Origin of the sequence: Micromonospora sp. KC606, from assembly GCF_004348675.1 — a bacterium.
Lineage (GTDB): Bacteria > Actinomycetota > Actinomycetes > Mycobacteriales > Micromonosporaceae > Micromonospora.
In genome coordinates this window covers 11,565-29,789 of record NZ_SMKN01000046.1, presented here as the reverse complement: position 1 = coordinate 29,789, position 18,225 = coordinate 11,565, and the positions used below count along the sequence as shown (strand labels likewise).

At 70.0% G+C, this 18,225-nt stretch carries 18 protein-coding genes and 1 pseudogene; 6 read left to right on the top strand and 13 right to left on the bottom strand.

Annotation, left to right across the window (positions count from 1 at the left end; translation table 11 throughout):
• Positions 1-1,613: cellulase family glycosylhydrolase (locus E1193_RS12640; protein WP_132183373.1), on the top strand; the 1,613-nt coding region annotated here is incomplete at its 5' end.
• Positions 1,614-1,736: 123 nt separating this feature from the next.
• Here E1193_RS12640 and E1193_RS12635 read toward each other — a convergent pair.
• A pseudogene (locus E1193_RS12635) lies at positions 1,737-2,732 on the bottom strand (sigma-70 family RNA polymerase sigma factor); the annotation flags it as partial.
• 397 nt (positions 2,733-3,129) lie between these two features.
• Between E1193_RS12635 and E1193_RS12630 the strand changes: the two are divergent.
• The gene (locus E1193_RS12630; protein ID WP_279433329.1) at positions 3,130-3,681 is read left to right on the top strand and encodes a dihydrofolate reductase family protein; all 552 of its coding nucleotides are present in this window, start codon (positions 3,130-3,132) and stop codon (positions 3,679-3,681) included.
• A 72-nt stretch (positions 3,682-3,753) separates the two neighbouring features.
• On the opposite strand, the gene E1193_RS12625 is transcribed toward E1193_RS12630, so the two are convergent.
• Positions 3,754-4,488 carry a helix-turn-helix transcriptional regulator gene (locus E1193_RS12625; RefSeq protein WP_165945720.1) on the bottom strand — a complete coding sequence of 245 codons (735 nt, stop codon included), beginning with the start codon at positions 4,486-4,488 and terminating at the stop codon, positions 3,754-3,756.
• Between the two features lie 755 nt (positions 4,489-5,243).
• Positions 5,244-5,999, bottom strand: a complete 756-nt coding sequence (locus E1193_RS12620; protein WP_132183371.1) for a DeoR/GlpR family DNA-binding transcription regulator — start codon at positions 5,997-5,999, stop codon at positions 5,244-5,246.
• 57 nt (positions 6,000-6,056) lie between these two features.
• Between E1193_RS12620 and E1193_RS12615 the strand changes: the two genes are divergently transcribed.
• On the top strand, positions 6,057-6,434 hold the full coding sequence (locus E1193_RS12615) for a DUF4406 domain-containing protein (protein ID WP_243707560.1): 378 nt from the start codon (positions 6,057-6,059) through the stop codon (positions 6,432-6,434).
• Positions 6,431-7,153, top strand: coding sequence for an NUDIX domain-containing protein (locus E1193_RS12610; RefSeq protein ID WP_243707558.1), 723 nt, complete (start codon positions 6,431-6,433; stop codon positions 7,151-7,153). The genes E1193_RS12615 and E1193_RS12610 overlap by 4 nt, the downstream gene beginning before the upstream one ends.
• 231 nt (positions 7,154-7,384) lie before the next feature.
• Here E1193_RS12610 and E1193_RS12605 read toward each other — a convergent pair whose 3' ends face one another.
• From E1193_RS12605 to E1193_RS12595, 3 genes are all read right to left on the bottom strand, one after another.
• Positions 7,385-7,759: an SgcJ/EcaC family oxidoreductase gene (locus E1193_RS12605; protein WP_207922682.1), complete on the bottom strand. Its 375-nt coding sequence runs from the start codon at positions 7,757-7,759 to the stop codon at positions 7,385-7,387.
• Positions 7,760-7,851: 92 nt separating this feature from the next.
• On the bottom strand, positions 7,852-8,058 hold the full coding sequence (locus tag E1193_RS12600) for a hypothetical protein (RefSeq protein ID WP_132183369.1): 207 nt from the start codon (positions 8,056-8,058) through the stop codon (positions 7,852-7,854).
• A 242-nt stretch (positions 8,059-8,300) separates the two neighbouring features.
• Positions 8,301-8,759 (bottom strand): DUF4386 domain-containing protein, encoded by a 459-nt coding sequence (locus E1193_RS12595; protein ID WP_132183368.1) that lies wholly within the window; start codon positions 8,757-8,759, stop codon positions 8,301-8,303.
• A 175-nt stretch (positions 8,760-8,934) separates the two neighbouring features.
• On the opposite strand from E1193_RS12595, the gene E1193_RS12590 reads away from it, so the two are divergent.
• Positions 8,935-9,270, top strand: a complete 336-nt coding sequence (locus E1193_RS12590) for a PadR family transcriptional regulator (protein WP_132183367.1) — start codon at positions 8,935-8,937, stop codon at positions 9,268-9,270.
• Complete coding sequence (locus E1193_RS12585; RefSeq protein ID WP_132183366.1) at positions 9,267-10,304, top strand: hypothetical protein; 1,038 nt, start codon at positions 9,267-9,269, stop codon at positions 10,302-10,304. The genes E1193_RS12590 and E1193_RS12585 overlap by 4 nt, the downstream gene beginning before the upstream one ends.
• Before the next feature lie 34 nt (positions 10,305-10,338).
• On the opposite strand, the gene E1193_RS12580 is transcribed toward E1193_RS12585, so the two are convergent.
• The 7 genes from E1193_RS12580 to E1193_RS12550 all read right to left on the bottom strand — a co-directional run bounded on the left by E1193_RS12580 (position 10,339) and on the right by E1193_RS12550 (position 18,203).
• Positions 10,339-11,241, bottom strand: a complete 903-nt coding sequence (locus E1193_RS12580; RefSeq protein WP_132183365.1) for a phytanoyl-CoA dioxygenase family protein — start codon at positions 11,239-11,241, stop codon at positions 10,339-10,341.
• Between the two features lie 89 nt (positions 11,242-11,330).
• Complete coding sequence (locus E1193_RS12575) at positions 11,331-13,049, bottom strand: ATP-binding protein (RefSeq protein ID WP_132183364.1); 1,719 nt, start codon at positions 13,047-13,049, stop codon at positions 11,331-11,333.
• Positions 13,046-13,744, bottom strand: a complete 699-nt coding sequence (locus E1193_RS12570) for a response regulator transcription factor (RefSeq protein WP_132183363.1) — start codon at positions 13,742-13,744, stop codon at positions 13,046-13,048. Before E1193_RS12570 ends, E1193_RS12575 begins: the two co-directional genes overlap by 4 nt.
• A gap of 235 nt (positions 13,745-13,979) precedes the next feature.
• Positions 13,980-14,570: a DinB family protein gene (locus tag E1193_RS12565; protein WP_132183362.1), complete on the bottom strand. Its 591-nt coding sequence runs from the start codon at positions 14,568-14,570 to the stop codon at positions 13,980-13,982.
• Positions 14,571-14,621: 51 nt separating this feature from the next.
• A complete protein-coding gene (locus tag E1193_RS12560) occupies positions 14,622-14,843 on the bottom strand; it encodes a VOC family protein (protein WP_207922681.1) in 222 nt (73 codons plus the stop codon).
• 232 nt (positions 14,844-15,075) lie between these two features.
• Positions 15,076-17,475 (bottom strand): ABC transporter permease, encoded by a 2,400-nt coding sequence (locus E1193_RS12555; protein WP_243707556.1) that lies wholly within the window; start codon positions 17,473-17,475, stop codon positions 15,076-15,078.
• Positions 17,469-18,203, bottom strand: a complete 735-nt coding sequence (locus E1193_RS12550) for an ABC transporter ATP-binding protein (protein ID WP_132183361.1) — start codon at positions 18,201-18,203, stop codon at positions 17,469-17,471. Before E1193_RS12550 ends, E1193_RS12555 begins: the two co-directional genes overlap by 7 nt.
• Positions 18,204-18,225: the final 22 nt, after the last annotated feature.

Sequence of the window (18,225 nt, the reverse complement as noted above, 5' to 3'; positions counted from 1 at the left end):
CCACCACGCCGCCCCCGACCGGCGACGCGATGGCGGCGGTCGCCGCGATGCAGCCCGGCTGGAACCTGGGCAACTCGCTCGACGCCGTCGGCGCCGACGAGACCGCCTGGGGCAACCCGCGGATCACGGAAGCCCTGCTGGACAATGTCAGGGCGCAGGGCTTCAAGAGCATCCGCATCCCGGTGACCTGGTCGGCGCACCTGGGCGGGGCGCCGGACCACACCATCGAGGCCGCCTACCTCAACCGGGTCAAGGAGGTGGTCGACTGGGCCCTCGCCGACGGGTTCTACGTGATGATCAATATCCATCACGACTCGTGGCAGTGGATCAACACCATGCCCACCGACCGCACCAACGTGCTGAACAAGTACAACGCGGTCTGGACCCAGCTGTCGAACACGTTCCGCAACCACTCGCCGAAGCTGGTCTTCGAGAGCGTCAACGAGCCGCAGTTCACCGGCAGCTCCGGCGACGCCCAGAACGCCACGCTGCTCCACGAACTCAACACGTCCTTCCACCGGATCGTGCGCGCCTCCGGCGGCAACAACGCCAGCCGGCTGCTCGTGCTGCCCACCCTGCACACCTCCAGCGAGCAGCCCCGGGTCGACGAGTTGGTGACCACCTTCGACACCCTCGACGACCCGAACCTGATCGCGACCGTGCACTTCTACGGCTACTGGCCGTTCAGCGTCAACGTGGCCGGCGGCACCCGCTTCGACGCCACCGTCCAGAAGGATCTCACCGACTCCTTCGACCGGGTCTACAACTCTTTCGTCACCCGGCGCATCCCGGTCATCATCGGCGAGTACGGCCTGCTCGGCTTCGACCGGCACACCGGCACCATCGAGCAGGGCGAGAAGCTGAAGTTCTTCGAGTTCCTCGGCCACTACGCGCGCAGCCGGCAGTTGACCACGATGCTCTGGGACAATGGGCAGCACTTCGACCGGACATCCTTCGTCTGGAAGGACCCGGAGCTGTTCGCCCAGATCAGGTCGAGCTGGACGACCCGCTCCGGCACCGCGTCGTCGGACCTGCTGTTCAACGCGAAGGCCAGCGCCGTAACCAGCAAGACCCTCACGTTGAACCTGAACGGCACGTCCTTCGTCGGGGTCCGGCAGGGCAATTCCGACCTGGTCCGCGGCACCGACTACACCGTCTCGGGGGACCAGCTGACCTTCACCGCCGCCGCACTCACCCGGCTCACCGGAAACCGGGCGTACGGGGTCAACGCGACGCTGCACCTACGGTTCTCGGCGGGTGTCCCCTGGCGGGTCAATGTGATCACCTACGACCGACCGGTCCTGTCCAACGCCACCGGAACGACGACTTCCTTCGCCATCCCCACCCAGTTCCGCGGCGACCAACTCGCCACGATGGAGGCCAAGTACGCCGACGGCAGCAACGCCGGCCCGCACGACTGGACGTCGTACAAGGAGTTCGACGTGACGTTCGCGCCGGACTACAGCACCAACCAGATCACCCTGACCTCGGCCTTCTTCGCCGATGTCGCCGACAACCGCCCAGTAACCCTCACCTTCCACTTCTGGAGTGGTGAGCAGGTCAGCTACCGGGTGACCAAGTCGGGCAGCACGGTAACCGGCGTCGCCGGCTGACCTCCACCGGATGCGGGTGCTGGCACGACCGGCACCCGCATCCGCGCCTTTCGACCAGTACGGCTCCGGCCAGCGGGACACGCCACGGAACAACCCCGCCCGCCTGCCGGCGGCCCGCGAGGTCAGCTCGTCGAGGCGCCGCCCGGACGCCGCCACGGGAAACCCGAACGCCGCGAACAGTAGCGGGTCGGAGAACGCGGTGATCCGCGCGACCGCCGCCCCGACAACGGTGAGCACCTGGAGGTTGACCAGCCGGAAGTCGCCTCCCCCGCCGCCCATGTAGGTGGCCAGGGCGGGCTGGCCGTTGGCGCGGGCCGACACCAGCCGCACCGGCCCGGGATCCGAGAGGCAACGCAGCGCGAGGTGTCGGCCGATGTCGGCAGGCCCCCGGTACCACCCGGCGTACGGAGGCATCTCCCACGCCGCGCCTGGCGCGAACAACCGCACCAGCCCGGCGATGTCCTTGTTCTCGAACGCTGCCACGTACCGGTCGAGCAGCTCCCGTTCCGCCGCGGTAGTGGGCTCGGTGACCTGTTCCTCCCGGGGCGACAGGCTGTCCAGGCTCGACCGGGCCCGTTGCCGCAGGCTGTTGACCGCCGCCGTGCTGAGGTCCAGCAGGTCGGCGACCTCGGCCGCCCGCCACTGGAGCACGTCCCGCAGGATCAGCACGGCCCGCTGGCGCGGGGGCAGGTGTTGCAGCGCGGCGACGAACGCCAGCCGGACGCCCTGCCGGACGCTGACGATGGCGGCCGGGTCCTCCCGCTCCCACCGGAGCATCGCGTCCGGGATCGGCTCCAGCCAGTCGGTGTCGTCGTCCCGGGCCAGGTGCTCCTCGGGATCGGCGTTCGGCGTGCCGAGCCCCATCGGTAGCGGCCGGCGGCTGCGGTTCTCCAACGCGCGCAGGCAGGCGGTGGTAGCAATCTTGTACAGCCAGGTGCGCAGCGAGGAACGCCCCTCGAAACCGTCGTACGACCGCCAGGCGCGCAGGTAGGTCTCCTGGACCAGATCCTCGGCGTCGTGCACCGAGCCGAGCATCCGGTAGCAGTGCACCAGCAGTTCGTGCCGGAACGGTTCGGTGAGGTGCGAGAAACTCGCCCGGACCGCATTGTCGACCGTCATCGCCTGCCCTCCCGGGCTCGCTGCCGATTGTAGGTCGGCCGTGTGCCGCCACGTGGCGAAGAGTATGACGAACCGACGTTCTCCGCCGCACCGATGAGTTTCCGGTGTCCGGTGGATCTGTACGAGGGACCAGATTCGGCAACATGGAGGGCCTGCCATGCACGACATCCCGGACGACACCGGCCAGCTGGCTGCTCGCGCTACCCACCCTTCTGTTCTCCTTCGGTTCGGCCGGCGGACCGATCCGGTTGGCGCGGGCCGGGCACCGCGTGGCCTGGCGCCGGGCGGTGCGGCGACGCGGGCTGCCCGGGAGGGCCTCGTCCACCCGGGCCCCGGCGTGACCGGCGCGCCGGACGTTGACCGAACTGCCGGAAACCACCAGATGACGGAGGTACGAATGGGGAAGGTCGTGCTGGACATGACGATGTCGGTGAACGGGTGTGTCGCCGGCCCCCACGACGAGCCCGAAGGGCTGCACGACTGGTTCTTCTCGCCGTCGCCGGAGAACCGGCGGGTGGTGGAGGAGCAGATGTCGACGATCGGGGCCATGGTGATGGGCCGGCGGACGTACGACAGTGGCGCCAGCCAGGACGGCTTCGCGGCGAATCCGTTCCAGGTGGAGCACTTCATCGTCTCCCACGGCACGCCGGACGAACCGGCGAGGGGCGAGACCCGCTTCACCTTCGTGTCCGACGGAGTGGAGGCCGCGGTGCGTCTGGCGCAGGCGGCCGCGGGAGACCGGGACGTGGTCATCGGCGGCGGGGCCCAGATTGCCCAGCAGTGCCTGGCGGCGGGGCTGGTCGACGAGATCCGATTGGCTGTCCGGCCGGTGCTGATCCCCAACGGCATCCGGCTCTTCGGCGACCTGGGCGGCACGGTGACCCTGGAGAGCCTCGGCGCCGTGCACGCCCCCGAGGTGACGCACCTACGGTTCAAGGTCGTCAAGTAGCAGCGGGAGGCATGGTCGGGCGGGCGTCCGCCCGACCAGCCGGATGGCCCGGCGGGCCGGGCGGTCGTGCGATCAACCGCCGCTGAGCCCGACGGGCTGCCGTCCGGCGGCGGCCCGTTCGATGGCCGAGCGTCGGACGTCGAGCCGGGCGAGCAGCACGGGCGGGTCGATGATCCGCATTGGTCGCATGGACATCTCCACCTCCAGGAGGCTGTCCCGCCGGACGACCACCGGGCCATGGCTGCCGACGGGGGTGCCGGTTGTCGGGGACGTGGGCTCCTCAACGGCGGAGTGGGCCAGAATGTGCCACACCCCGGCCGGCACCCGGTCGAACACGAACTCGCCGGGACGGTCGAGGATGCAGCACTGGACCGGTCGGCCCTCGGGGATTCGTTCCGGGAACACGCCTACGAAGATCCGGCTGCCCGGCAACTCCGGTGGGCAGGTCAGCCGGCCCTGCACGCGGCCAACCGGCCGGTTGACGGCGGCGTGCCCGTCCTGGACGGGCACCTGGGTGGTGAACCCCCCGAGCCGCCGGTACGTCGTCGGCGACAGGCCCACGCTGCGGGTGAAGCGGGAGCTGAAGGTGCCGACGCTGGCGTAACCAACCCGGAGGCTGACATCCGCCACGCTCAGGGACGTGGATACCAGCAATTGCTTGGCCCGCTGGAGCCGCAGGGCCGCGAGGAACCGGCCCGGCGACAACCCCGTCGCCCGCTGAAAGATCCGAGAGAAGTGGAACTTGCTGAATAACGCCGTCCGAGCCATGTCGTCGATCGTGAGCTGTTCACCGAGATTGTCATGCATGAACTCGATGACGCGTTCGGCGGCTTTCTCGCTCGGCTCCGTCAATTTCTCCCCCTTTTTCGACGGCCACCTCGGCAATGCCTCCGGAATCGACGAACGTTTCCCTCAGGTCGCGAGGTGCGGATTCGTCAACCGTTCTCCATTTCCCCTTCGTTGCAAGGTCATCACTTGCGACGGGCGACGGTATTGATGCCGGGAATCATTGCCCCAATGACTGATCTGATGCTAGCCGAACCAGGTTCGGGCGGCAATATCGATCGCGAGCGGGTGGTTACGCATCGTTACCGTTAAGTCGGATGTCGATGTCATTCAGCGCGGTCGCCCCTGACCGTCAATGCATGATTAGTCAGTCCTTCTAACCATTTCTCCCAGTCGGTTCCGGTGGCAGCACCATTTTTCACGTGCTCGTTGCGCATCTCGGAACATGGCAGGCGAAGTGGATGCTCTGCAGTTGATCCGGGTTCTCACCGTTGTCGGCCGGTTCGGTCTGGCCTCGGCGTGCGGGGGCCCGGCTCTGCGCGCGCAGGGTGACACCGGCGGATCTCACTGAAAGTAGTTCCTGAAACAGGAAAGGCGGCAATCAGGCGGGAAACCTGCCGGTGCCGGCGTGCGGCGCCGGCTGCCGCGCCTGAATCGGCGATCGGACGGGCGCCGCGGGTCGGCGTGCGGCCGGCCGCCAGGCGGTGCGGCAGGGCCGGGCGTGCGGCGGGGCACTCGTCGCGCTGGACCACGACGACGCCGGATGACCGCGCACATCAGGCATGGACGATCGCGACGCCGCCCTCGACGAGCCGCCGCAGGGTGTCGTCCTCCGGCGGCGCGTCGGTGATGATGCCCGCGACGGCGCTCAGCGGAAGGACCGTGAAGCGCGACGCCGCCCCGATCTTCTCCGCGCTCGCCAGCACGTAGGTGTCGGCCGCCCGTTGGGCGAGCGCCCGTTTCATCGCGGCCTCGTCGGCGTCACCGGTGGTCAGGCCGGCGTCGGGGTGGACTCCTGTGACGCCGAGCAGGAACAGGTCCGCGTTGACCGCCTGCGCGGCCTCCACGGCGGCGGCACCGCAGGCGACCACCGAGTGCTTGAAGAGCCGACCACCGAGCAGGTAGACCTCGACATTCGGGTGCTCGGCGAGCGTGGCGCCCACCGTGGGGCTGTGGGTGACCACGGTGGCCCGCAGCGCGGCGGGCAGGGCGCGGGCGACGGCGAGCGCGGTGGTGCCGCCGTCGACGACGACCGTTGCACCGGGCTGGATCAGCGCGGCGGCGGCGGCGCCGACCCGTTCCTTGGAGTCCACCCGGAGCAGTCGGCGGGTCGGGTAATCGGCCACCGCCGGGGAGGCGGGCAACGCGCCGCCGTACACCCGTTGGCACAACCCGATCGCGGCCAGGTCGCGCAGGTCGCGGCGGATCGTGTCCTCCGAGATGCCGAGTTCGGTCGCGATGTCCTTGGCGATGACACGCCGGTCCCGGCGCAGCCGGTCCAGCAAAAGGTCACGACGTTGCGCAGCCAGCATGCACGTTCCCTCACATTATTCTTTGTTTCTGCACGGTCTGCCGATAGTCTCATGTTCATGACCACGACGAAACCCCTGATGATCCTCATTGCCGGCCCGTATCGGTCGGGCACCGGCGACCACCCAGACCTGCTCGCGGCGAACCTGCGCCGGCTGGAGGAGGCAGCCTGGCCGATCTTCCAGGCCGGGCACGTCCCGATGATCGGCGAGTGGGTCGCCCTGCCGGTGCTTCGGGGCGCGGGCGCCGACGGCGTCAATGACCCGATCGCACAGGACGTGCTCTACCCCACCGCGGAGCGGCTGCTGCAACACTGCGACGCGGTGCTGCGGCTGCCCGGGGCGTCGACCGGCGCCGACCAGGATGTGGCCATCGCGCGGGAGCGCGGGCTGCCGGTGTACTACGACGTCGCCGACGTGCCGGGTGTCGCGGCGTGAGTGGCGTGCGAACCGGGACCGGGCTGGCCGAGCCTGTCGCGCCGTCGAGGCCGACCGGCGTGCCGGGCGTCGACGTGCCCGACGCGCGCGGCCGCACCGGCCTGGACCAGGTCGGCCGCCACCTGACCGGGAACCCGGGCGTCGTGGTCCGCGACGTCGAGCTGCTCGCCAGCGGCTGGTACGTGCTGCGGCGCACCACGTTCGACTACCGGCGTGCCGACGGCACCTGGAGCCGGCAACAACGCGAGACCTACGACCGGGGCAACGGCGCGACCATCCTGCTGTACGACGTCGACCGTGACACGGTACTGGTCACCTGCCAGTTCCGCTACCCGGTGTACGTAAACGGCCACCCCGACGGGATGATGCTGGAGACGGCGGCCGGGCTCCTCGACGACGACGCTCCCGACGCGGCGATCCGCCGGGAGGCGGCCGAGGAACTGGGCGTCACGGTCGGCGAGCTGGAGCACGTGTTCGATGTCTACACCAGCCCCGGCTCGGTGACCGAACGGCTGCACTGCTACGCCGCCGCGTACACACCGGCGACGCGTACCGGGGTCGGCGGCGGGGTGGCCGACGAGGGTGAGGACATCACCGTGGTCGAACTGCCGTTCGCGGAGGCGCTCGACATGGCGCACGACGGGCGCATCACCGACGCGAAGACCGTCATGCTGCTGCAGTGGGCCGCACTGCGCGGTCCGTTCCGCGCCAGACGCTGACGCCCGGTGTCACGGCGCGGCCTCACCTTTCTCGGTTGGTCGCGCTCTGATCTGAGGCCGACTCCCGGCTTGGGACGGTCTTCTGAGGGATGCTCCCCGCCTGTCGAGGCCGGCTCCCGTGTGCCGGTGGCGACCAGTCGCCGGGAGCCCGCATCGGGAGAAGCGTCCAAGCGGGGAGCCCGCCTCGCCGGAGGCAGTTGCGTTACCGGCCACCCCGGGACGGGGAGCAGATCAGGAGTTGGTGCTTTCCGGCATGGCGGACGAGTGGTGGTTGACGATCAGCCATCTGCCGTCGCGTAGCTCGTAGACGTACGTGTACCGCGCCTCGACCTGCTGCCCGGTGGCGGCCAGCGTGAAGACGTAAACGCCGGTGTCGATGGCGGTGTTCTTGTCGAGAATGTTGATGTGCGACTGCTTGATCTCGCCCTGCGGGTTGTTCTCGAGGAAGTGCTCGAAGTAGTCAACGATCTGCGCGCGGTTGGTGCGTACCTGATTCGAGAGCGTCGGCAGCAGCACGGCGTCGTCCGCGTACCGATCCGCCACCACGTCCGGGTCGCCCGTGGTCAACGCCGCGTTCCACTCGGTGAAAAGGCCCGTGCCCGACAAGCCCAGGGCCGTCGTCCACCACGGTGGTCACGCGTTGGCACGTCGCCGTGGTCCCAGAGCCCTGTCACGACGGAATCGGCGACGGCGATCAGTCACCGCTGCAGGTGCTGTGGATCCTGGTGGCCGCTGCCCAGCCACTGCACCTCCACCCGCAGGTTCCGCTCTGCCACCTTGCGCAGGTGGGTCACCACGTCCGGCGGCCCGCCCGCCTCATGGTCCGGCCAACTGGCTCGCACCAGAAGGTTGTCGTCGTGCAGATAGACCTGGTGCTCGCCGACGGCCCGGTACGCACCGGCCACCGCGGCGATCCCGTCGAGGTCGTGGATACCTGCCGTGAAGGACGTGTCGCCGTCGTGCCAGCGGCAATAGCTGCCGGCGGCGCCTTGCTGTCCTGATGCTGGATGGCCGTGACGGTGACCATGTCGTCCCGGCCACGTGTCCCGCCCACCCGTACTCCGAACGTGCAGCTCTAATGGCGGGTCCAGAAGTGCTGGGGCTGTCGGTCCCGAGATCGGGCTGGCGGGGATGGGCTCGCGTCGGGTCAGGTCGTCAGGGTGCTGGACGCTGCCGGCCGTGCCCCAGCGGTGAGCGGCAGGTTGTGTGTCCGTTCGTCGCCCTCTCGGTGGTGCGTGTCGGGAAACCCCTTCACGATGAGCAGGGCTCCGAGGCCCACCTCGAACAGACCGCCAGGGATGGACAGTGCCATGCCGACGCGGTAGCCGAGAAGTTCGAGGACCGCCCCGACCAGGAAGATGGCATAGCCGACCGGCCCCCACCCTGCCAGGTAGCGGGGCACGAGTCGTGCGCGCAACAGCACCCGACAGAACAGCAGGCTGCCGAGTCCCAGCGACACCATGGCGATCTGGAAGCAGTAGTGGTTGCCGTCCACCACCACCCGCGCCAGCGCGGACAGGGCGGCGCGGCTGTCGGCGTCGGCGTCGGTGTGCTCGTGCGCGAGTGGGATCAGGAGCAGCAGGAAGACGATGCCCGCGGACAGCATGACCCCGCGACTAGGGCTCCGCCGGTGATGTAGACGACGAACGCGAGTAGGAACAGCGTCCCCACGACCCGCCCGGTGGTTGTTGTCGACATGGCGCTGTCACGATCGGCCCTCTCGGTCTCGCTTCACAGCATATCTTGTCTTCCAGTATATTGGGTGTATGTCTCCTCGGCCGATGACGGAACCAGCCTTCTTCATCCTCACCGCGCTACTCGACGCTCCACGGCATGGCTACGGGATCGTTTCCGACGTGGCTGAACTGTCCCGGGGGCGCGTGCAGCTCAAGATCGGTTCGTTGTACGGCGTGCTGGACCGGCTCGTCTTGGACGGCCTGGTGGAGTTGGACCGGGAGGAGGCATGGCAGGGACGGCTCCGCCGGTACTACCGGCTGACCGAGCGGGGGCGGCATGCGCTCGCCACAGAGGCGGAACGGCTGGCCGCGAACGCCCGTATCGCCTCGGCCCGGCTAGGCGAGCGACGGAGTCCGATCGCGGGAACGACGTCGTCGTGAACCGGCTGGAGGAGCGCTACCGGCTGTTGTTGCGGCTGCTGCCCGCCGACTACCGGCGCGAGTGGGAAGACGACATGGTCGCCGCCTTCCTGGAGAGCATGGACACCGGCGACGCGGAGACCGCGGCGTACGCCGCCGATTACGGCCGGCCGCGCCTGTCCGAGGTCGCCAGCGTCATCGCTCTGGCCGCCCGGCTGCGGCTCGGTGGGACCAACGCACCACCCCGCTCGTACGCGTGGGGACAGGCCGTCCGTCTGGCCGCACTGACGGCGACGCTCGTGCACGCGGTGATGGCCACCGCCGGCGTGGCCATCACCGCGTGGCTGGCCGGCAGGATGGCATGGTTGCCCGCCCCGGCGCCCGAGTGGGCGCTCATCCCGCCGGGCAGCCTCTGGCGCACCGCATGGGGTCTGGCCGACTACGCCTGGTTGCCGGCGTACGTCGCGCTCGTCCTCGGCCACCGGCGCATTGCCCAGGCACTGGCCCTGCTCGCCATCCTGCCCCCCGCCGTGACCAACGCCGTACAACAGGCCACCGGCGAGGTCCCGCCGTCCGCGTCGCCGTGGATGATGCTGCTCCTCGACGTTGTTCTGGTGCTCGCCATGTCGGCGTTCCACCACGACGCCGAACCAGTACCGCGCCGTCGGTGGCTGGGCGCGCTACCGATCGGCATCCTCCTCGTCCCCGTGCCGCTGTTCGCCATCCAGGCCACCAGTCAGGCACTGCGGTTGCTGGACTGGCCCGGCCTGTCCTGCGCCCTCGTCAGCGTCGCCATCGTGATCCACCTCGCCGGCCGGCAGTCCCACCGGCCATCGGGCGCGCTGCCGTGGTCGCTGGCGCTCACCCTGCTCGCCGCCGCGGCCCTCGCCCTGCGAACGGCGACCCTGCCCGACCACAGCCACCAGGCACAGCACTCCGCACTGCTCACGATCGGCGCAGTACAGGCAACGCTCGTCCTGGCGGTGGGCGCACCACTGGCAGTCCTGGCTATCCGAGCTCTGCGCCGCCTCCCACCAGCTGCCGATGACCTGTAGCAGCTCGCCGGCCTGACGAGTGGTTACCGCTCGCTCAGCGCAGCCAGGGGACGGAGCGGTCCAGGCATCCCCGCTGCATGAGTTCCCGGCGCAGCGGGATCTCCTCATCGACGTACCCGTCCCACCCGACGCCCCAGTGGTTCGCGGTGTGCGTCCCGTCGCCCAGCAACTGGCGCTGTAGCGGCGTTCGCCGCGCCCACCACGGGCCGGCCCGGTCGATCGACATCTCGTCCAGCGGCCGGATCCACCGGTACGTGTACCCGATGAAGAGCATCTTCCGGCTGATCGAGGACAGGTTGGTCGATCGGGAGTGCCACAGCCTGCGGTCGAAGACGAACGCGTCGCCGGGGTTCGCGGTGATCTCGACCGTCCCGGGCGGATCCGGATGGGGCAGTGCGGTGGGCCGGTCGAGGGTGTTCCGCAGGTGGCTGCCGGGGATCACCTTGGTCGCGCCGCGGCCGGTCTCCGAGAGGTCCGAGAGCACGTACGCGATCTTCACGGAGAACATCGGCCGGGGCGAACCGTCGAGCGTCTCTGGATCCGAGTTCTGCCGGTAGCCGTCCTGGTGCCAGCCCCAGTACGGCCGCTCCGGCTCGCGTGCCGGCGGCGTGACGTCCAGGTGGTTGTGATGGGTGTAGATGTTCCAACCCAGCAGTCCCCAGACGTACGGGAAGGTGGTCGGATGGACGAGCAGATCGGCGAAGAGCTCGTCCCGGTCCAGGAAGCCCAGCAGGTGAACCGTGCCGTCCTTTGCCGACCGTCCGGCTGCGATCTCCTCCCCGTGGATCCGGTCGACAGCTGCCTCCAGCCGCTGCCGGTGATGCTCGGTGAGTACGTTGCGCAGCAACAGGAAGCCCTGCGACAGGAACTCCTTGCGATCCACCTCGGTGATCGGCTCGAACCCGGTCAGCCCCGGATACTCCGCTGTCAGCTCCATCGCCCCCGCCCTTCTCTCCGTTCGGTGGCGCCGAAGCTAGTCACCGGCGGTGAAGAAGTTGTCAAGAACGCGTGCGGATTGAGTGCGCCTCAGCGCGGCTGCGGGACGAGCGGCAGCTGGATGGTGAACGTGGTCCCGACCCCGAGCTCGCTCACCACCGAGATGGCGCCGCCATGGTCGGTCACGATCTGGCGGACGATCGCGAGCCCCAGACCACTGCCACCGGTGGTCCGGCCCCGGGCCGCATCGGCGCGCCAGAACCGGTCGAAGACGTACGGCAGGTGTTCGGGGGTGATACCGGTGCCCGTGTCGGCCACGGTTATCGCCGCCTGCGCTCCCGCCCGGGTGACGGTCAGGGTCACCGAGCCGCCGGCGGTGGCCCGGAGCGCGTTGCTGAGGAGGTTTCCCAGCACCTGCCGCAACCGGTCCGGATCCGCCTCCACGTGCACCGGCTCGGCCGCCGACGCCAGCAGGATCACCCCGGCGGCGTCGGCGACCGCCTGGTGGGCGGTCCGGCAGGTCTCCAGCAGCTCCGCGAGGTCCACCACCGACCGGTGGTAGACCAGGGAGCCCGCCTCGGCCAAGGCCAGGTCCTGCAGGTCGTCCACGATCCGTTGCTGCAGTATCGCCTCGTCGTGCAGGGAGGCGAACAGTGCCCGGTCCGGTGCCACCACTCCGTCCTTGAGCGCCTCCAGGTATCCCCGTACGTTGGCCAGCGGCGTGCGCAGCTCGTGCGCCACGTCCGCGACCAGCCGGCGCTGCCGTTCCTCGCCCCGCTGCAGCGAGTCGGCCATCCGATTGAAGGAGCGGGCGAGCACGGCCAACTCGTCCTGGCCCACCACGGGCACCCGCTCGGTCAGGTCGCCCGCCCCGAGCCGGCGGGAGGCATCGGTGAGCGCCTCGATCGGGCGTAGCACCCGTCGGCTGACCAGCAGCGAACCCGCGATCGCGAGCACGGCGACCAGGCCGGTGGCGGCCAGCACCGGCCCTACCGCCAGCGGCGTGGACGTCGTCTCGTCGCGCGCGCCGACATAGACCACCAGCGTCGACGGGGCGAAATGTTCGATGCGCTGGCTGAAAGCCTGCCGGAGGCAGCGCGTGAACAGCTCGCCGCCGGCCGGCTCCCGGAAGGACTCCGCAGCCCTCGGTACCCCAGGCGCCGTGGTGGGAAAAACCTGGTCCGGCGTGTCCACGGGGCCGGCACACGCCGACATCCTCTCATGGTCCCCGCGCCGAACGTCACCGGGCGAGATCACCGCCTCGCAGTCGGCGTCTGCAAGGGGACTGTTGACCGGGCTGGCCGGATAGTGGGGCACGCCGTACGGGCCGTCCGTCATGACGACCTCGGCGCCCAAACGCGTCAGGCAGGCGGCGTAGTGGACGCCCTGCCGGTAGCGGTCAACCTGGTTCGCGATCACGGAGATGATGTCGGGCGGCAGCCCCGGCTCCGGCAGGTCCAGTATCGGCCGGGGGTTGATCGAGATCGGCGGCCCGGCCACGTCGCGGGCCGTCCTTCCCACAAGGTGGTCGGTGTCCACCAGCACGTTGCCGCCTTCGGCGACCAGCCGGATCCGCTGCCCGGTCTGCTCGTGCAGCTGCTGAACGACCCCGGCGACGCCCTCCCAGGTGCCGTGCCGCAGCCCGTACTCCCGGAGCGTGTCGGTGATCACCGAGGTGGTGGCCTGGTCGGCCGTCGCCGACTCGGTGATCTGCCGAGAGGCCTGCCGCAGCACCAGCCACGCGGTCGCGGCGGTGGCGGTCAACGCGACGAGCGCCACCAGCGCGAGCACCCGGAGGCGGAAACTCATCGGGACGGCCGCTGCTCCGCCAGCCGGTATCCGCGGCCGTGGACGGTCTGCACGTACCGGGGTTGGCAGACATCCGCCTCGATCTTGCGACGTAGGTTCATGACGTGCGCGTCCACCGTGCGCTCCAGCACGAAGTGGTCGAACCCGAAGGCCTTGTCGATGATCTGAGCCCGGGTGAAGACCCGGCCAGGGTCTGCGGCGAGCACCTCCAGGATGCCGAACTCCTTGGCCGTCAGGGCCACCGGCCGACCGGCCACCCGCACCTCGAACCGGCCCGGGTCCATCTCCAGATCGCCGACGGTGAGCACCTCCCGGTTGCCCGCGCCGACCACGCCGGCGCGCCGCAACAGAGCCCGCACCCGGGCTGCGAGCTCGCGCGGGCTGTACGGCTTGGTGACGTAGTCGTCGGCTCCGACGTCGAGGCCGAGCAGGACGTCGTCCTCAGTGCTCCGGGCGGTGAGCAGGAGGATCGGCATGTCCGACTCCGCCCGTAGCGTCCGGCACACGTCCAGCCCGTCGATTCTGGGCATCATGATGTCGAGGATGGCCAGGTCGGGCCGGCGAGCACGGCACTGCTCGAGTGCGGACCGGCCGTCGCCGACGACCAGCGTGCTGTGTCCCTCCCGCTCCAGATAGAGCTGGATCAGACGGGCCTGTTTCGGATCGTCCTCGGCGATCAGGATCCGGGCGCTCATACCTCATTCTGGCTGGCCTGCGCCGGAGCAACGGTGAAGAAATCGTGAAGGTCACGTCAGAATGACGTCCTCTCCCTTCCCCGTGGCGTCCTTGGGGGCGTCGAGCAGCGCGCGTGTCGGCAGGCTCCGCCCGGACAGGGACCGGGTGGGTCACCCCGGGCTCCTGGGGAACTGCGGCCGGCGCGTCCCCGGTGCCAGGGGGACGCGCCTCTCATGTACCGACGGGAACGGGCGGCTATCCGAAGTGGTCAGCGAGCTTCGTCAGCTTGGTGATGTACGCCGGCCAGTCATGGTCGGGAGGAATGTTTGTGTTCTCCCGCCGCAGGCCGATCGCGCTGTCGTGCTGCTCGCGCATGATGTCGGCGTGACCGGCGTGACGAGCGAGGTCGCAGGTCACGTGGATGATGATTCTTTGCAGCGTCACGGCCTGTCCATCTGGCCGCCACCATGACACCCGCCCCGGGGCGTCGAGCGGTAGCTGTTCGATCGTCTGATCCGCGAACGCCCCGACGCGGCGATACAGGTCGATCAGCCCATCCTTCGTCTCGTCCTCGCGTGCGTACCAGTCTGCCTGCGGGTCCTCCTCGAAAGCCTGCATGGATACCAGTTCCTCAGGCGTCGGGAACTCACGCCCGAAGGTAGGCCCGAAGTAGCCGGCTTCGACATTGAGGCAGTGCTTGAGGATTCCCAGCAGGTTGTTGCCGGTCGCGGTGCGGGGCAGTCTGGCTTCGCGTTCGCTCAGCCCGTCGAGCTTCCAGATCAGGTCGTTGCGAGTCGCCTGTAGGTAGTGGTGTAGCGCAGCCTTCGCATCGCCCAAGTCAGCCATGCCCGCCAGTCTTCCGCATCCGCCGAGCCATCGTGCGAGGTGCTTCTGGGGTCAGGACCCGGTGACCGGCGAGGCGATTCCCACGAGGACGCCGTAGGGGTCCCTGACATAGGAGACCACCTGACCCCAGGCGGTGTCGTGCGGCTCGGCCAGGGCAGTGGCACCCGCCGCGACCGCGCGGGCGAAGCTGCCGGCGACGTCGTCGGTAATGAAGGTGAACTCGATCCCCGCCGGTGGCACGGCGGGGTCGAGGGCGGTGTAGGGAACCGGCACCGCGGAATGCGCTGAAGACTATTACGGAGCCGGCGCCGCAGTCGTGAACTAAGCAGTCGTGAACTAAGCAGTCGTGAACTGATCAGACACCGCAACTGACGTGCGGCCAGCCCTTCGTGGCCGTGACAGTGGTAGGACGGCATGGTCCGGCACGACACCTTCCGCCGAAGGCGCGGGCTCGACATGCGTAGTTCCCACGGTCGGAGCCGATGCCACACGTCGTGTCGTCCGGCTACTCGCTCGACCGTAACCGGGTCCGGCGGGTTGGCAGGACGCTGGCGACCACTGCCAACACCAGGCATGTGGCAACCACTGCGCCCATCATCGGCCACGGTACGACCAGATCGACCGGGGCGTTCACCTGCTCGCTGAGCCCTTCACGGATGCTCAGGAGCGCGATGACGGCGACCGCGCCGCCGAGGAGCGCGCCGATCGCGACGACCAGGGCCGCCTCGGCCGCCACCGCCCACGCCACCTGCCTACCGGTGGCACCGGACAGCCGGAGCACGCGGTGGTCGCCCTGCCGGTTCACGGCGGACATGAGCAGGGTGTTGGCGACCGCGATCGCGCCGTAGCCGGCGGACACACCGATCAGCAGCACGGTGAAGACCCAGACGAGGCGGTCCTCCTCGCTGTCCACTTCGGCGGCGTACGTGGCGACGTCGACGACGCGGGCACCGGACCCGGGCGGCAACGGCACCGGCGCGTCGACGAGGATCGCCGAGGTCAGCGCCGAAGGGTCGTGTGCGCGTACCACCGCACGGGGCAGCAGGAGCTCGCCCGGCGCCGATTCGTTCGACACCATCGCCACCACACGCAGGGGCGTGAGCCGGCCGTCGGCGAAGGTGACCGGCACGGTCTGCCCGAGGCGCCAGCCCAGTCGGTCCGCGACCGACTGCGTGACGACGACCGTGTCACCGCCGGCCAGGCCGGTCAGCGCCCCGGCGACAACAGCGAACCGGTTGCGCGAAGCGGCGAAGGCCGCCGGGTCGACACCCAGCGCTGTCAGCGGCTCCGCATCCTCGGCGTACACGGTGGTGGGCAGGAGAGCGGCTCCCGGCACCGCGGCGACGACCGCGTCGGTCAGGCCGGGCGTGTTGTCCGGGGCGACGACCGAACCGGCGTTGATCGCCGCGGAGCGCCGCGCGGCATACGCCTCCGTCGAAGTCTGGACCATGCCGGAGACCATCACCGCGAAACCGACCGTGAGCAGCACAGGCGCGGCACATCCGGCAGTTCGGCGCGCGGCGGTCAGGACGCTTTCCCGCACGAGCATTCCGGTCGCCCCCCGCCCACGCGCGAACGGCCAGGCCAGCAGCCACACCAACGGCGCAATGAACGCGGGAGCCAGCAGGGTCGCCGCCACCACCAGCGCCATGGCACTGTAGAGCGCCAACGCCGCGCCATCCTGGACGTCGTCGGTGGTCGCGGTCCCGACGGCCCCCGCCAGCCCCCCGACGGCGGCCAGCGCGCCGGAGACCCAGCGGGTCCGGGTCATCGGGCGTGGCTCCACCGCCGCCACCCGCAGCGCCTCCATCGGTCGTACCCGCGCCGCCCGCCGCGCCGCCGACGCCGCCCCGAGCAGCGCCACCACCGGCCCGACCGCGAACGACGCGGCGACCGGCCAGGCGAGGAACCGGACCTGGTACGTCGCCGGCTCGATCCCGGCATCCACCAGCAGATCCCCCACCAGGGGAGCGAGCGCCGCGCCGAGCACGACCCCGACCAGCGCCGCCGCCCCGCCGACAACGACGGCCTCCCGGTAGAGCATCCGTCGGACCTGCCGTGGGGTGGCGCCGACGGTACGCAGCAGTCCCAGCTCGCGTCGCCGTTGGGTGACGTTGAACGCGAAGGTCGAGGCGACCACGAAGATCGAGACGAATCCAGCCAGCGTCGCCACGCCGGTGAGGATCTGCGTCCCGATCCATCGCCTCCGGGCGTCGTCGCGCGGCTCGAAGGCCGACCGGGCATCGCCGGTGAGTACGCGCCCCTCGGCTCCGACGACGGCGCGGGCCGCCTCCGTCACCCGGGCGACGTCCGCATCGGGGCGCAGGACCAGTCCGATCGCCCGCACACCGGGCGCCAGGGTGGCGGCGACGGCGTCGGTGACATAGATCCCTGGCCCGTCCACCACCCCGGAGACCGTGTACGCGGTCGGCCCGGTCGCGGTCAGCAACGTCACGGCCGAGCCGGGCGACAGGCCGGTCGCCCGGTCCACCACCACCTCGCTGTCCCGCTGCGGTGGCATGCCGGCAGCCAGCGGGTCCGGACCGAGCTGACTGCTCGCCCAGCCGTGGCCGTGGACAATCGCGGGGGCAGGCCGACCATCGGTGACCACCTGGGCGTAGAAGGTGCGGTCGGGCACCGCCGTCGTCACCTCCGCGATGGCCGCCAGCCGGTCGGCGAGGTCGGCGGCCGTCCGCGACGACCACGGCCGCGGCTCCGGAAACGGATCCGCTGGTGAACTCACGACTGGGCTCTGGACCATGACCGCCGCCGCGGTCAGCCGATCCGGTACCTGGGGCAGGCCGGAGGCGAGTAGCAGAGTGCTGAGTGAGACGAGCGTGACCCCGACGGCGACGGCCACGAACGCGCCCAGCAGTCCGCTCCAGCTTCCCCGCGGACTCAACACGACGCCTCCAGCCTGGCCATACGGGCGGCGATGGACTGCGCGTCGGCGCCGGTGAGTTCGTCCACCAGCCGCCCGTCGGCGAGGAGCAGCGTCCGATCGGCGATCGCCGCCGCGACCGGATCATGGGTCACCATGACGATCGTCTGCCCGTGCTGGTCGACGAGGTCACGGAGCAGGCCGAGCACTTGCCGGGAGGTGGCGCTGTCCAGCGCGCCGGTCGGCTCGTCGGCGAAGAGCACCGCCGGCTTGGTGATCAGGGCGCGGGCGATGGCGACCCGCTGCTGCTCTCCGCCGGACAGCTCGCCGGGGCGGTGCCCGAGCCGGTCGCCGAGCCCGACCGCGTCCAGCGCGGCGGTCACCTCGCAGGCGGTCGGGCGTCGACCGGCCAGCCGCAGCGGCAGCGCGACGTTCTGCTCCGCGGTGAGGGATGAGACCAGGTTGAATGCCTGGAACACGAAGCCGACCCGGTCACGTCGCAGCACGGTCAGGGCGGTCTCGTCGAGAGCGTCGATGAGGGTGCCGTCGACGGTGACCGTGCCCTCTACCGGCCGCTCCAGCCCCGCCGCGCAGTGCAACAGAGTCGACTTACCGGAACCGGACGGCCCCATCACGGCGGTGAAGGTGCCGCGCGCGAAGGCGACCGTCACACCGTCCAGGGCGGTCACCCTCCGAGGCTCGCGGCCGTACACCGCCCGTACGCCGTGCAGCGCCACTGTGGTTGTCGTCATGCCTGGTCACGATGCCGTCGTC